Consider the following 14,728-nt stretch of genomic DNA (forward strand, 5'->3'; position numbering starts at 1 on the left):
GATCCGGGGGTCGCCGCAACGCGCCATCCATGGCGCGGTGCGGCTAGCCTGGCGTCCTGCCAGGCTACCCCCGGATCAGCGCCAGGACTCAGCCATCACTAACGTCGCACTCTGCGTCGTCAGTAACATCGCGGTTGAAAAGCGCTTTTGCGCCAGTGGCTGCGCGTAAGACATGGGATTCTGTTGACTATCGTTCCCATGCTCCGCGTTGGAATGCAGTTCGTGACGCTCTGCGTCACACGGCGCTCTGCGATGCGAGCCATGTTCGTTTCCGGCCTCTGCCCTCAGGCAATTGACCCCACCACCGGTTCCTCGCCTGTAACAGGTACATCATGCAACGATATTTTCGAGGTTTCCGGCAGGGCCATGCCGCCGGCCATTGCCAGTGCTGCCACGGCGATGAGGTAGAACGCGGGCGACAGGTTGCTGCCGGTCATGCTGATCAGCCAGGTTGCCATCAGCGGCGCGGTGCCGCCGAACAGGGTGTAGGCCATGTTGTAGGTGATCGCCGAGGCGGTGTAGCGGGTACGGGTGGGAAAGGTTTCCGACAGCAGTGCGGCTGTTACCACGCCACACAGCACTGCGCCCACGGCGAGCAGCATGACGCCGATGATCGAGGCGATGAACGAGCCGGAGCTGGCCATCAGGAATGATGGAACCACCACGACCATCAACAGAATGCAGGCCGTTGCCATGGTGACCCGGCGCCCTACCCGATCCGAATAGGCACCGGCCAGTGGGCAGAGGGCGGCGGCGAAGGCCAGCGCGATCAACGAGACCAGCAGCGCCGTTGCCCTGCTCAGTCCACCGGCCACTTGCAGGTAGGTCGCGAAGTAGGTGGTGAACATGTAGAACGACAACGCCGTCAGTGACACGAATGCGCCCAGACAGCACATCGCCGCGGCGTGATGGCGCAAGGTATCCTTGAGCGGCGAGTGAGCCACGTCGTGTTCTTGAGCAACCGCCTGAAACGCCGGGGTTTCATCGAGCTTCCAGCGCAGGTACAGCCCGACCAGCCCCAGCGGCGCAGCAATCAGAAACGGCAGACGCCAGCCCCAGTTGCCCATGGCCTCGGTCGACAGAAACGACTCCAGTGCGTAAGCCACCACCGCCGCAGCAGCGAATGCGGAGAACGTCGAGACCGGAACGAAGCTGCCGTACCAGGCACGTTGCGTGCGCGGCGCGTGCTCCATGAGGTACGCGCAGGCACCGGCATACTCGCCGCCGGCCGAGAAACCCTGCGCACAGCGAATGATGGTCAGCAGCACCGGTGCCATCACACCGATCGCGGCATAGGTCGGCAACAGGCCGATCAGTGTGGTGGCGCCGGCCATCAGCAGGATGGTCATGGCCAGGGTTTTCTTGCGCCCGATCCGGTCACCCAGCATGCCGAAGAAAATCCCGCCCAGCGGTCTGAATGCAAAGGCCACGGCGAACACGGCAAAGGTTTTCAACAACGCTGCACTGCTGTCGCCGCTGGGGAAAAACTGCAGCGCGATCGTCGTCGCCAGAAATCCATAGACGGCAAAATCGAACCACTCGACGAAGTTGCCGATGGCCGCAGCGACGATGACTTTTTTCAGCGTGGCAGGGTCGACTTGCTCTACGGTAGTAGTGGTCATGGCGGGCCTCGGCGTGTTGATCTGGAATGGATCGATTATCGAGACAGCGACCCGGATGCCCCTCTCCAGAAGTGTCATCCACGTAGTCAGGGCCGACGTCTCGCATCGTTCTGCGCAGAATTCATGCCAAAGGCTCTGCCACGTGGCTTACAGGCCCATCGCACGCCGCCCCTGAAGGCCGCCGGTGTGGACGAAGACCAGCCGGGTGCCGGGCGCGAAACGACCGGCCAGCACTTCATCATGCAGGGCCAGCAACGCCTTGCCGGTGTACAGCGGCTCCAGAGGTACACCGCTCTGTGCCTCGCTGTCGGCAATGAAACCGAGCAGCGCCGCGTCGGTTCTGGCGAAACCGCCGCGGCTGGCATCGAGCAGAATACAAGTGGGTGGCAGGCGCGGCGCGACATCGGTTTGCGCACCGGCCGCCTCATTCAGCACCGCGATGATGTTTTGCGCGACCCCGTGATCCTCGGGCACAGCCATCGCCCCATACACCGGCCGGGCGCCCGCCTCTGCCAACAGCAAGCCGACCAGCGTGGTGCCGGTGCCTGCCGCCAACCACCATCCGTGGTAATCGTCCCAGCCCAGGTGCCCGAGCTGCGCGTCGAGCATTGCCCGCAACCGACCGCAACCCAATGCACCGGCAAGCCCGCCACCGCCTTCGGCAATCGGATAAAGACCGGGATAGCGGGCCTGCCACGGCGACCAGAAGCCCGCAGCATGCCGCTCACGATAGCCGGCATAACCCAGCCAGTGCAGTTGCATGCCGAAAGCCTGCAGATCGAGCACCGTTGGCGTCTGCTGGGCATGACCGCGCAACAGGCCGACCGTCGGGAAACCGAAGCGTTTGCCTGCAGCGGCCAGGGCATGCAGATGATTGGAATGTGCGCCGCCGAGGCTGATCAACCCCTCGGCCCCCGAATCAACAGCCAGACTGAGGTGCTCGCTGAGCTTGAACCATTTGTTACCGCTGATCAGCGCGTCGATAAGGTCCAGGCGCAGGATCGCAACCTCGACCCCGGCGTCTTGCAGCCAGGGCAGGTTCAAGCGTTCCAGGGGAGCAGTGGGTTGCCAGCCGAGGGCGTCGAGCATCATGCGCCGCAGTTTACAGACAAGCCGTTTCAGGGTCTTCGCCGGTCAGCAGGCTGCGTTGCAAAACCCTTGATCAGGCATTGTCTGTCACAGAGTGGCGGCCAGACGTGAGCCCTGGTCGATGGCCCGCTTGGCGTCCAGCTCTGCGGCAACATCCGCGCCGCCAATCAGGTGCACGCTTTGCCCGGCGTTGAGCAGATCGTCATACAGCTCACGCAACGGGTCCTGCCCGGCACAGATCACTACGTTATCCACCGCCAGCAGCTTTTCCTCGCCGTCTTCGCCGATGCGAATATGCAGCCCTGCATCGTCGATTTTCAGGTACTGAACGGCATTGAGCATCTGCACCTGTTTGTTCTTGAGCCCCGTGCGGTGAATCCAGCCGGTGGTTTTGCCCAGGCCGTCGCCCACCTTGGAGCTCTTGCGCTGCAACAGAAACACCTGGCGTGCCGGCGCGTGGACTTCGGGTTTGACCCCGGCGACACCGCCGCGAGCCTGCAACGTCGTATCGATGCCCCACTCTTTCCAGAAAGCCTCGCGATCCAGACTGGTGGCCACACCCTGATGCACGAGAAATTCCGACACATCGAAACCGATACCACCCGCGCCTATCACCGCCACGCGGCGTCCGACCGGCTTGCGCTGCAATATGACGTCCAGATAGCTCAACACCATGGGGTTATCGATGCCGGGGATGGCCGGTGTGCGCGGCGCGATGCCGGTCGCCAGAATCACCTCGTCAAAGCCTGCGTCCAGCAGGTCTGCAGCCTTTACCCGATTGCCAAGACGTAACTGAACACCCGTCTCCTGCACTTTGTTGCGGAAGTAACGCAGCGTTTCGGCGAACTCCTCCTTGCCCGGCACGCGCTTGGCGATATTGAACTGGCCGCCGATTTCGCTGGCCGAATCGAACAGCGTCACCTCATGCCCGCGCTGTGCGGCGACGGTCGCCGCGGCCAGACCGGCAGGCCCGGCACCCACTACGGCAATTTTCCTGATCTGCAGGGTGGGCAGGTAATTGAGCTCGGTCTCGTGGCAGGCACGCGGATTGACCAGACAGCTGGTCAGCTTGCCGCCGAAGGTGTGGTCGAGGCAGGCCTGGTTGCAGCCGATGCAGGTGTTGATGCGTTCGGCATGGCCCGCAGCGGCCTTGTTGACGAACTCGGGATCGGCCAGAAACGGACGAGCCATCGAGACCATGTCCGCATCACCTTCGCTGAGAATGCGCTCGGCAACTTCCGGGGTATTGATCCGGTTGGTGGTAATCAGCGGGATGCTAACCGAGCCGCGCAGTTTCGCAGTGACCTTACTGAATGCGGCGCGCGGCACCTTGGTGGCGATGGTCGGAATGCGCGCTTCATGCCAGCCGATGCCGGTGTTGATCAGGGTTGCACCGGCCTGCTCGACCGCCTTGGCCAGCTCGACGATTTCTTCCCAACTGCTGCCGCCTTCCACAAGATCGAGCATCGACAGGCGAAAGATGATGATGAACTGCGCCCCGACCGCCTCACGCACGCGCCTGACGATCTCGACCGCCAGCCGCATGCGGTTTTCATAGCTGCCGCCCCAACGGTCGGTCCGGTGGTTGGTATGCGCGGCCAGGAACTGATTGATGAAGTAGCCTTCCGAGCCCATGATTTCGACACCGTCATAACCGGCACTGCGGGCCAGTGTCGAGCAGGTCACGAAATCAGCGATCTGCTTTTCGATGCCCTCTTCATCCAGCTCTCGCGGCGTAAACGGGTTGATCGGCGCCTGAATGGCGCTAGGCGCGACCTGCTTGCGGCTGTAGGCGTAGCGACCGGCATGCAGGATCTGCAGGCAGATCTTGCCGCCAGCGTCATGGACCGCCTGGGTCACGATACGATGGCGCTCCGCTTCTTCGGCGTTGGTGAGTTTTGCCGCGCCGTCATACACCCCGCCCTCTTCGTTGGGCGCGATGCCGCCGGTGACCATCAGCCCGACCCCGCCACGGGCGCGTTCGGCAAAATAGGTCGCCATGCGCTCGAAGCCGCCCGGCCGCTCTTCGAGACCGGTGTGCATCGAGCCCATCAGGGTGCGGTTGCGCAAGGTCGTGAAGCCCAGGTCCAGCGGGGCCAGCAGGTGCGGATAATGAGCAGCAGTCATGGCGAAGCTCCATCGAGTCAATCACGGAATAGCAAGGACCTCTGCGGGTCCTCTGGTTCATGGGCACCAGTAAAGACGCATCCCGCCACACACTCAATGACCGAAAGTGACAAGTTATTGATCCAAACGCGCAGTGGCACTTGGCAAGCGCCTGACGCCGCCCTACCCTAGTCGACAATTTCCCGATGGCCGTCATTCGATCTTTTTATGCGCAAACTCTTCGCCATCTGCCTGGTTCTGCTGAGCGTTGCCAGCCTCGTCAGCTACGCGATCTGGACCGATCAACGTCCGGCGGGTCACTACCTGTCCGATCTGCGCATTCGTCTGGCCATCAATGAAGGCCAGCCCGGTGAGCGCGGCAACCTGCTGGGGATCGAGCCCGAACTGTTTCCGACTGATTACCAGAACACCGAGCGACTGCACCGCAAGCTCGCCGCTTATTTGCAACAGGCCCGTGACAAGGGGCTGATCAACCCACGCACGGTGGTGGTACTGCCGGAACATATCGGCACCTGGCTGTTCGCCAGTGGCGAGAAGGATCAGCTCTATCAAGCCACCACGCTGGATGACGCCATGGAATGGCTGTCGTGGAGCAATCCGTTGCAATTTATCACGGCGATCCTGGGGGCCGAAGGCAGGGACCGTCTGGATGACGCCCACCTGCGGATCAAGGCCCGATCGATGGCGCGGGACTATCAGACACTGTTTGGCGGCCTGGCCAGAGAGTTCGGCGTCACACTGGTGGCAGGCTCGATTGTGCTGCCCGATCCCAGCGTTGAAGATGGCCAACTGAAAGTCGGCAGTGGCGCGCTGTATAACAGCAGCCTGACGTTTGGCAGCGATGGGCTGCCGCTCGGTCAGCCGCAGCGTCAGTTGTACCCCGAGCGCTATCAGAAGCGTTATGTGCGCACGGCAAGCGACGCACCGTTGAATGTGATCGACACCCCGGCCGGGCGCTTGGGTGTGCTGATCGGCAGCGACAGCTGGTACCCGGATAATTACGCGCGCCTGAACCAGAACGGTGCGCAACTGATTGCAGTGCCGGCCTTCGTCATCGGCAAGGCCGCCTGGTCCGAACCGTGGCGCAAGCCAAGGCATACAGACATCGACGTGCCGACCGACACGCCCAGCGAGGGCGAAGCCTGGCATCACCTGACGTTGACCGGGCGTGTTCCGCAAAGCACTGCGCAAGCCGGGATCAGCGTGTTCATGCGCGGGCAGTTCTGGAGTCAGGGCGTGGCCGGGCAAAGTTTTGCCAGCCACGCTGGGCAGACGATCGCCGAGCCGCAGCAGGAAAATGCTGCCGCTGGCGGTGCGCGCCTGATCAACCTCTGGCTTTGACGATGCCGACCCTGACCCTGCGCCTGGGTGATCTGTCAGTGGGTTTCATCCAGAGCCTGAGCGATGCGGTCAACAGTTTCGACAGGAACCCTGACGCGCTGCTGGAGCAGTACGGTCTTGACCCGATTCGCCTGAGCCAGGCGCGGGCGCGGCTGTCGATCCCGCGCTACATGCGCCTGGGACACGCTGCCATCCAGCTGACCGGCCAGCCCGGGCTGGGCTTGCGCATGGGCCAGCTGAGTCGTTTCGCGCAGGCAGGTCTGGCCGGTATCACCGCGGCCCAGGCACCCAACGTGCGCGAGGCGGCACGCACCCTGATCCGCTTTGAACCCTTGTATGGCTCCAATTATCGCGGTCAGTCGAGCTTCCATGAGGACGCGGGCGGCGCCTGGATGCGCTTCTATTCAATCAGCCCCTATAACGCTTACAACAGGTTTGTGGTGGACTCGATTTTAGCTGGCTGGCTGGCTCAGCTTTCCACGCTGGCAGGCACCGAACTGCGCGCACAACGCGTCGAGATCGAATTCGAAGCGCCTGACTATGCCGCGCAATACGCCGTACTGAGTGATAACCCGGTGGTGTTTGGCGCGGCGACCAACCAACTGCGTCTGGACCAGACCAGCCTGGCATTGCGCAACCCCGACCATTGCCCAAGCACCTGGCGGCACCTGTTGCAGTTGTGCGAAAGCGAACTGGAACAACAGACCCGCACCCGCAGCCTGCGTGAACGCATCATTCAATTGCTGGGGCCGTTATTGAACGGCGGAAGTGAACCGGATCTGGAGGAAGTGGCAGCAAGGCTCAAACTGCCGACCTGGACGCTGCGTCGCAAGCTGGCCGAGGAAGGTACCTGCTTTCGCGCAGTGCTCAATGGCACGCGGCGCGACCTGGCAATGACGTACATTCGCGACACTGAACTGGCGTTCGGGGAGATCGCCTACCTGCTGGGATTCGCTTCTGCCGAAGCCTTTCAACGCGCCTTCAAACGCTGGAACGGGCAGACTCCGGGAGAGTTCCGCCGCAGCCAGCGTCAAAGCGCATGAAGCCGTTCACAGTTCGGTAGCGTCGTCGGCAGGCTCTACCGGGTCCAGTTCCGATGCACGGTATTCGAGTAGTTCTTCCTGGTATTCGTCCATTTCTTCGTCCTCTTGGCTGAGTGAGTGGGGGTGATAATCAAAGCTGAAATAACTGACCGCAAGATCAACATTAAAGTGCCAATGTGAAATAAAAATGTTGATTCCTGTCAAACAGACGAAAAAGACCGTGGTCGATTCAGTATTCACGTCACCCCCGTAGCTGACGGGCGCTATTGACTTGCATGCCAGTGTCGACCTAACCTCCTGCTCATGAACCTCATCAAGCACAACCTCGGCCAGATTATTACCGTCATTCCAGTCATGGCGGGTTAGCCGACGTTTGCCAAAAACCCGCCCTGGAGGCGGGTTTCTTCTGTCTCCCGGGCAACAATTGCCGAATCAGGAGTCAGACATGATCGCCATCCCTCGCTCTATCGCCCTTCTCGCTTCTCTGGACCTGATTATCGGTCTGCCGCGCGCGTTCGCCGGGTATCCAGGCACGACGTATGAAGAGGCGATGCGATGAGCCAGGCCCCGCACGCTCTGCTCAACTATTACGCGCGCAAAATCCTCACCTCGCGCGTCTACGACGTTGCCATCGAAACGCCGCTGCAAGGCGCTCGCCAGCTGTCCGAACGGCTGGGCAATCAGGTGCTGCTCAAGCGCGAAGACCTGCAGCCGGTGTTCTCGTTCAAAATTCGCGGTGCGTACAACAAGCTCGCACAATTGCCCGCAGAGCAGACCGCACGGGGCGTGGTGACGGCCTCGGCAGGCAATCATGCCCAGGGCCTGGCGCTGGCGGCGCGTGAGCTGGGGATCAAGGCGACCATCGTCATGCCGCGCACCACGCCGGAGATCAAGGTCGAGGGCGTGCGCTCGCGGGGGGCCACCGTGGTGCTGCACGGCGATTCGTTCCCGGAAGCGCTGGCCTACTCGCTGAAGCTGGTCGACGAACAAGGTTTCGTCTACATCCATCCGTATGACGACCCTGACACCATCGCCGGGCAAGGCACTGTGGCGATGGAGATCCTTCGTCAGCAACCGGGTCAGCTGGATGCGATCTTTGTTCCGGTCGGGGGTGGCGGTCTGATTGCCGGTATCGCGGCTTACGTGAAATACCTGCGCCCGGAGATCAAGGTGATCGGCGTCGAGCCGGACGATTCCAACTGCCTGCAGGCGGCGATGGCCGCCGGGGAGCGCGTGGTGTTGAGCCAGGTCGGGCTGTTTGCCGATGGCGTGGCGGTCGCGCAGATCGGCCATCACACCTTTGAAGTGTGCCGCCATTATGTCGATGAAGTGATCACCGTCAGCACCGACGAGATCTGCGCGGCGATCAAGGATATTTACGACGATACTCGCTCGATCACCGAGCCGTCCGGCGCGCTGGGCGTGGCCGGGATCAAGAAATATGTCGAGCAGCGCGGCGTCAGCGGCCAGACGCTGGTGGCGATTGATTCCGGGGCCAACGTCAACTTCGACCGCTTGCGGCACGTGGCCGAACGCGCCGAACTGGGCGAAGGCCGCGAGGCGATCATTGCCGTGACCATCCCCGAGCAACCGGGCAGCTTCAAGGCGTTCTGCGAGGCCATCGGCAAGCGGCAGATCACCGAATTCAACTACCGCTATCACACCGACCGCGAGGCGCACATCTTCGTCGGCGTGCAGACCCATCCCGAGAACGACCCACGCAGCGCCCTGATCGCCAGCCTGACCGGGCAAGGCTTCCCGGTGCTGGACCTGACAGACAACGAACTGGCCAAACTGCACATCCGCCACATGGTCGGCGGGCATGCCGAGCGGGTCGACGATGAAGTGGTGCTGCGCTTCGAGTTCCCGGAGCGACCGGGCGCGCTGTTCAACTTCCTCAACCGCCTGGGCGGGCGCTGGACCATCTCCATGTTCCACTACCGCAACCACGGCGCAGCCGATGGCCGAGTGGTTGCCGGGCTGGTGGTGCCGGAGGAAGAGCGGCATCTGGTCGGTGCTGCGCTGGATGAGATTGGTTACCGGTACTGGGATGAAAGCGAGAACCCGGCTTACCGGTTGTTTCTGGGCTGAGGCCGAGGATATCTCTCGTTCCTCACGCTCCGCGTCACAAGAGGACGCAGAGCGTCCAGACCGGCATACCCACGCGGAGCATGGGCACGATGGTGTTATCCCTGACGACTATCGTTCCTCACGCTCCAGCGTGGGAATGCAGTTCGTGACGCTCTGCGTCACAAGGGCAGGACGCGGAGCGTGGGCAAGACAGGCTTCGTTACCGACGCTCCGCACCACACTTTACTGCGCCGGGGCGGGCTCGACTGGCGTGGGAGTGGTACTTTCTGCAGGTTCTGCGGCCGGCGTTTCGACCGTTTCTGCCTTGAACGAAGCCGGTTCAGACGGCGCAGGCACAGGTTCGCTTGCAGCAGGCGTAACCGGTTCGGCAGCATGCTCGGCCTTCGGCGCGTTTTCTGACGACGCAGGCGCCAGCTTCGCAGGCTCGGCAGCCTTGGCGGGAGCCGCCGGGGCTGCGGGAGCGGTGTCAGGCACACCCAGGTCGGCCTTGGGCTTCTCGACAATATGCGCAGCCTTTTTCACTTCAGGCGGCAGGAAGTTTTCCACCAGACCGAAAAAGCGTTCGTAGAACTTCGCTGACGAGACGGTCTCGCTGGCGACCTTGACCATCGAGTCGTCAGTAGAGCCTATCGGCATCGACACGGAGCCCAGCACGCCTACACCGAGGCTGGCCGAGTTGTTGGTTTTCTTCAGCGCGTAACGGTCCTGCAGGGCGTTGGCAAACATGGTGGAATTGCCATCCTTCGCATCGGCGGCACACACCAGATTGAAGCTGATCTCGATATGCGTATCGCCGGTCTGCTGGAAGCTCTTGCGGCCGGCAATCATCTTCGGGTCGCTGCTGGTAATGATATAGCCCTGACTAAGCAAGGCACGCCGCCCTGCCTCGCAGTAAGCCATGTCGGTCGCAGGATAGCTTCGGGAGAAGGTTCCGGCGTCGTCGAAGTGTTCATGATCGTAAACCGCCTGCTTGGGCGATGAACAGCCGGCTGCCATCAACACGGCAGAAATCCAGAAGGCGGTACGAACGTTCAGTAGCTTAAACATCGAAAATCCTGAGGAAGGAAAAGACTGCCAGCAAGACTGCGAACTGGTAAATGGCGGTAAGTCTGCAACAAGGTCGACGCTGGATCAACGTACAGTTCAAAAGGATTTGGATACAACCCATGCCCAGGCGCACGAACCCCGGCTCGCAGACACACAAAACGCAGACAACAAAAAAGCGACCCTAGGGCCGCTTTCTTGTTTGCTTCAAGGAGTTCAAGGGCCTTGAAGCGGTGTATGGCGCAGCGGACGGGACTCGAACCCGCGACCCCCGGCGTGACAGGCCGGTATTCTAACCGACTGAACTACCGCTGCGTATCGCTGTAAACCTGTTTGAAACAAACCTTGGGTAGGCTGCTTCCTGTACACGTGACTGAAAGACCCTTGGGCTTTTCAATCGCAGACCCGGCGAACCCGATCTTTACAAATATGGCGCAGCGGACGGGACTCGAACCCGCGACCCCCGGCGTGACAGGCCGGTATTCTAACCGACTGAACTACCGCTGCGCATTGTGGACTTGCGTCCGTATAAGCTTTGTAAAATCACTTTTGAAAGCCCTCGTACTTCAGCTTTCAAACTCAACGATGGTGGGTGATGACGGGATCGAACCGCCGACCCGCTGCTTGTAAGGCAGCTGCTCTCCCAGCTGAGCTAATCACCCTTTGCTTCGTTGAGGCCGCGAAATTTACGCACCTAACGAACCTAAGTCAATAGCCTGATTGAAGTTTTTTAAAAACCGCCTCAATCACAAAACCCTCACCACACACCAAAAGCACAAGCAATAGCTCAATCGAAGCTCGCCCGCGCAAACTACTCGGCGTACACCATCTTGCGCGTCATGCCGCCGTCGACCACGAACTCCTGCCCAGTCACGAAACCGGCGTTTCTGGACAACAGCCAGACAACCATCGCTGCAACGTCCTCGACCGTCCCTACTCTGCCGGCCGGGTGCTGGGCATGATCGGTCTCGGACAACGGCTCGGCTCTGCGCAACGAGGGGTCACGCGCGTCGATCCAGCCAGGGCTGACAGCGTTGACACGAATCTCCGGCCCCAGGCTGATCGCCAGCGCATGTGTCAGCGCCATAAGACCGCCCTTGCTGGCTGCATAAGCTTCGGTGTCGGCCTCCGACTGGCGAGAGCGTGTGGAGGTCAGGTTGACGATGCTGCCGCAATGCGCACGCAGGTATGGCGCACAATGCTTGGCCAGCAGCATCGGACCGCCGAGGTTGACTGCCAGCACACGGTTCCAGTGCGACAGCTCAAGGCTTTCCAGCGTCGTGTTGTGCGGATCGGCGATCGCAGCGTTGCACACCAGCGCATCGAGACGACCGAACTGGCGAAGCACCTCGGCCACGCCCGCTGCGACCTGCTCTTCACTGGCAACGTCCATGGCAATGAACAGGGCATTTTCACCCAGCGCACCAGCCACTTTCGAGCCACGCGCACGATCCAGATCGGTCAGCACCACTTGCCAGCCTTCGGCAATCAGCCACGCTGCAATGCCGAGCCCGATACCGCGAGCGGCACCGGTCACCAGAGCGACACGACCGTTGTGGACACTGGCAAATTTCAACGCCCACTCCTCGCCCGGCTTGCCACTGGCCGGATTGCTGGCCTCGCTACTCACAACGCCGCCAGACCACGAGCCAGGTCAGCCTGCAGGTCAGCCAGGTCTTCCAGCCCCACTGCAACCCGAATCAGGCTGTCGCGAATACCTGCGGCTTCACGCTCCTGAGGTGCCAGGCGACCGTGAGAGGTGGTACTCGGGTGAGTGATCGTGGTTTTGCTGTCACCCAGGTTGGCAGTGATCGAAATCAGTCGTGTGGCATCGATGAAGCGCCATGCGCCGTCCTTGCCGCCCTTGACCTCGAAGCTCACCACAGCGCCGAAACCCTTTTGCTGACGCTGGGCCAACTCGTGCTGCGGGTGACTCTTCAGTCCGGCGTAATGGACTTTTTCGATGCCGTCCTGCTGCTCGAGCCACTCGGCCAGTGCCTGAGCATTGGCACAGTGAGCGCGCATCCGCAGGTTCAGGGTTTCGAGGCCCTTAAGGAAGATCCACGCGTTGAACGGGCTGAGCGTCGGCCCGGCAGTACGCAGGAAGCCGACCACTTCTTTCATCTGCTCGCTGCGCCCGGCAACCACGCCGCCCATGCAACGGCCCTGGCCGTCGATGAACTTGGTGGCCGAATGCACGACAATATCAGCGCCCAGCAACAGCGGCTGCTGCAAGGCCGGCGTGCAGAAACAGTTGTCGACGATCAGCATCGCGCCCTTGGCGTGGGCGATCTCGGCCAGCGCCGCGATGTCGACCAGCTCAGCCAGGGGATTGGACGGCGATTCGACGAAGAGCATTTTGGTGTTGGGCTTGATCGCCGCGTCCCAGCCGCTCAGATCGGCGAGAGGAACGTAATCCACCTCGACACCAAAGCGCTTGAAGTACTTGTCGAACAGGCTGATGGTCGAGCCGAAGACGCTGCGTGACACCAGCACATGATCACCGGCGCTGCACAGGCTCATCACCACAGCCAGGGTTGCCGCCATGCCGGTCGCCGTAGCGACGGCCTGCTCGGCACCTTCCAGTGCGGCAATGCGCTCTTCGAACGAACGCACCGTCGGGTTGGTGTAACGCGAGTAGACGTTGCCCGGCACCTCACCGGAGAAACGCGCAGCCGCGTCGGCGGCGGTGCGAAATACGTAACTGGAGGTGAAGAACATGGGCTCGCCATGCTCTCCTTCCGGTGTGCGGTGATGCCCGGCACGTACGGCTAGGGTATCGAAACCTACGCCTTCAAGGTCGCTGTCCAGCCGACCTGCATCCCATTCCTGAGTCATGCCGCCCACTCCTTGCCCAATTAGTTGTTGTACAGATCGATGATCGCGCTCACTGCCTGAGTCTTGATCTTGGAGGCGTCATTACGCGCGCTCTCGATCCGGTTCAAATAATGCTCGTCGATGTCGCCGGTCACGTACTTGCCGTCGAAAACCGAGCAATCGAAGTTGTCGATCTTGATTTTCTTGCTGCCGCTGACCGCTTCGATCAGGTCATTCAGATCCTGATAGACCAGCCAGTCGGCACCGATGAGGTCGGCCACGTCCTGCGTGGTGCGGTTGTGGGCAATCAGCTCGTGAGCACTCGGCATGTCGATGCCGTAGACGTTGGGGTAGCGCACAGCCGGGGCTGCAGAACAGAAGTAGACATTCTTGGCACCGGCTTCGCGGGCCATCTGGATGATCTGCTTGCAGGTGGTGCCGCGTACGATGGAGTCATCCACCAGCATCACGTTCTTGCCGCGGAACTCCAGCTCGATGGCGTTGAGCTTCTGGCGTACGGATTTCTTGCGCGCAGCCTGGCCCGGCATGATGAAGGTCCGGCCGATGTAACGGTTCTTGACGAAGCCTTCGCGGAACTTGACGCCCAGATGGTTGGCCAGCTCCAGCGCCGCAGTACGGCTGGTGTCCGGAATCGGGATGACCACGTCGATATCGTGATCCGGACGCTCGCGCAGGATCTTGTCGGCCAGCTTCTCGCCCATGCGCAGGCGCGCCTTGTAGACCGAGATGCCGTCGATGATCGAATCCGGGCGCGCCAGATAGACGTGCTCGAAGATGCACGGTGCGTACTTGGGGTTGGCCGCGCATTGACGGGTGTGCAGCTTGCCGTCTTCGGTGATGTAGACCGCTTCGCCCGGTGCAAGGTCGCGAATCAGGGTAAAGCCCAGCACGTCCAGCGATACGCTTTCCGAGGCGATCATGTACTCGACACCTTCGTCGGTGTGACGCTGGCCGAACACGATAGGACGAATGGCGTCCGGGTCACGGAAGCCGACGATACCGTAGCCGGTGATCATGGCCACGACCGCATAACCACCGCGGCAGCGATTGTGCACGTCGGTCACGGCCGCGAAGATATCCTCTTCGGTTGGCTGCAACTTGCCACGCACGGCCAGTTCATGGGCGAACACGTTGAGCAGCACTTCCGAATCGGAATTGGTGTTCACATGGCGCAGGTCGGATTCGTAAATTTCCTTGGCCAGCTGCTCGACGTTGGTGAGGTTGCCGTTGTGCGCCAGCGTGATGCCGTAAGGCGAGTTGACGTAGAACGGCTGAGCCTCGGCCGACGTCGAACTGCCCGCGGTGGGGTAACGCACATGACCGATGCCCATATGCCCGACCAGACGCTGCATATGACGTTGATGAAACACATCGCGCACCAATCCGTTGTCCTTGCGCAGGAATAACCGGCCATCATGGCTGGTTACGATACCGGCAGCGTCCTGGCCGCGGTGCTGGAGGACGGTAAGCGCGTCATACAGCGCCTGATTGACGTTCGACTTGCCGACGATACCGACGATGCCACACATGCGA

At 61.5% G+C, this 14,728-nt stretch carries 11 protein-coding genes and 3 tRNA genes; 3 read left to right on the top strand and 11 right to left on the bottom strand.

Translation table 11 applies throughout. The features are described from left to right. Positions 1 to 284: 284 nt before the first annotated feature. The 3 genes from KBY02_RS15430 to KBY02_RS15440 all read right to left on the bottom strand — a co-directional run bounded on the left by KBY02_RS15430 (position 285) and on the right by KBY02_RS15440 (position 4,838). On the bottom strand, positions 285 to 1,622 hold the full coding sequence (locus KBY02_RS15430) for an MFS transporter (protein ID WP_032656532.1): 1,338 nt from the start codon (positions 1,620 to 1,622) through the stop codon (positions 285 to 287). 147 nt (positions 1,623 to 1,769) lie between these two features. Then, a complete protein-coding gene (locus KBY02_RS15435; protein ID WP_032656534.1) occupies positions 1,770 to 2,714 on the bottom strand; it encodes a 1-aminocyclopropane-1-carboxylate deaminase/D-cysteine desulfhydrase in 945 nt (314 codons plus the stop codon). Positions 2,715 to 2,798: 84 nt separating this feature from the next. Next, positions 2,799 to 4,838: an NADPH-dependent 2,4-dienoyl-CoA reductase gene (locus KBY02_RS15440; RefSeq protein WP_024650821.1), complete on the bottom strand. Its 2,040-nt coding sequence runs from the start codon at positions 4,836 to 4,838 to the stop codon at positions 2,799 to 2,801. 207 nt (positions 4,839 to 5,045) lie between these two features. On the opposite strand from KBY02_RS15440, the gene KBY02_RS15445 reads away from it, so the two are divergent. Next, positions 5,046 to 6,179, top strand: coding sequence for a carbon-nitrogen hydrolase family protein (locus tag KBY02_RS15445; protein WP_225650611.1), 1,134 nt, complete (start codon positions 5,046 to 5,048; stop codon positions 6,177 to 6,179). A gap of 2 nt (positions 6,180 to 6,181) precedes the next feature. Beyond that, positions 6,182 to 7,222, top strand: coding sequence for an AraC family transcriptional regulator (locus tag KBY02_RS15450; protein WP_024650822.1), 1,041 nt, complete (start codon positions 6,182 to 6,184; stop codon positions 7,220 to 7,222). Between the two features lie 6 nt (positions 7,223 to 7,228). Here KBY02_RS15450 and KBY02_RS15455 read toward each other — a convergent pair whose 3' ends face one another. Further along, the gene (locus tag KBY02_RS15455) at positions 7,229 to 7,462 is read right to left on the bottom strand and encodes a hypothetical protein (protein WP_225650612.1); all 234 of its coding nucleotides are present in this window, start codon (positions 7,460 to 7,462) and stop codon (positions 7,229 to 7,231) included. 315 nt (positions 7,463 to 7,777) lie between these two features. On the opposite strand from KBY02_RS15455, the gene ilvA reads away from it, so the two are divergent. Further along, a complete protein-coding gene (gene ilvA / locus KBY02_RS15460) occupies positions 7,778 to 9,313 on the top strand; it encodes a threonine ammonia-lyase, biosynthetic (RefSeq protein WP_080432858.1) in 1,536 nt (511 codons plus the stop codon). A gap of 222 nt (positions 9,314 to 9,535) precedes the next feature. Here the strand turns inward: ilvA and KBY02_RS15465 are convergent, their stop codons facing one another. From KBY02_RS15465 to purF, 7 genes are all read right to left on the bottom strand, one after another. Then, a complete protein-coding gene (locus tag KBY02_RS15465; protein WP_003397398.1) occupies positions 9,536 to 10,360 on the bottom strand; it encodes a DUF2242 domain-containing protein in 825 nt (274 codons plus the stop codon). Positions 10,361 to 10,595: 235 nt separating this feature from the next. Next, a tRNA-Asp gene (locus KBY02_RS15470) sits at positions 10,596 to 10,672 on the bottom strand. 115 nt (positions 10,673 to 10,787) lie between these two features. Then, a tRNA-Asp gene (locus KBY02_RS15475) sits at positions 10,788 to 10,864 on the bottom strand. Positions 10,865 to 10,943: 79 nt separating this feature from the next. Beyond that, positions 10,944 to 11,019, bottom strand: a tRNA-Val gene (locus tag KBY02_RS15480). 149 nt (positions 11,020 to 11,168) lie between these two features. Beyond that, a complete protein-coding gene (locus tag KBY02_RS15485) occupies positions 11,169 to 11,987 on the bottom strand; it encodes an SDR family oxidoreductase (protein WP_024641122.1) in 819 nt (272 codons plus the stop codon). Further along, entirely contained in the window at positions 11,984 to 13,195 is a 1,212-nt protein-coding gene (locus KBY02_RS15490) for an O-succinylhomoserine sulfhydrylase (RefSeq protein ID WP_011267161.1), read from the bottom strand. Before KBY02_RS15490 ends, KBY02_RS15485 begins: the two co-directional genes overlap by 4 nt. 20 nt (positions 13,196 to 13,215) lie before the next feature. Beyond that, positions 13,216 to 14,724, bottom strand: a complete 1,509-nt coding sequence (gene purF / locus KBY02_RS15495) for an amidophosphoribosyltransferase (protein ID WP_003347797.1) — start codon at positions 14,722 to 14,724, stop codon at positions 13,216 to 13,218. Positions 14,725 to 14,728: the final 4 nt, after the last annotated feature.

This window comes from Pseudomonas sp. P129, from assembly GCF_020312195.1.
GTDB classification, from domain to species: Bacteria; Pseudomonadota; Gammaproteobacteria; order Pseudomonadales; family Pseudomonadaceae; genus Aquipseudomonas; species Aquipseudomonas fragariae.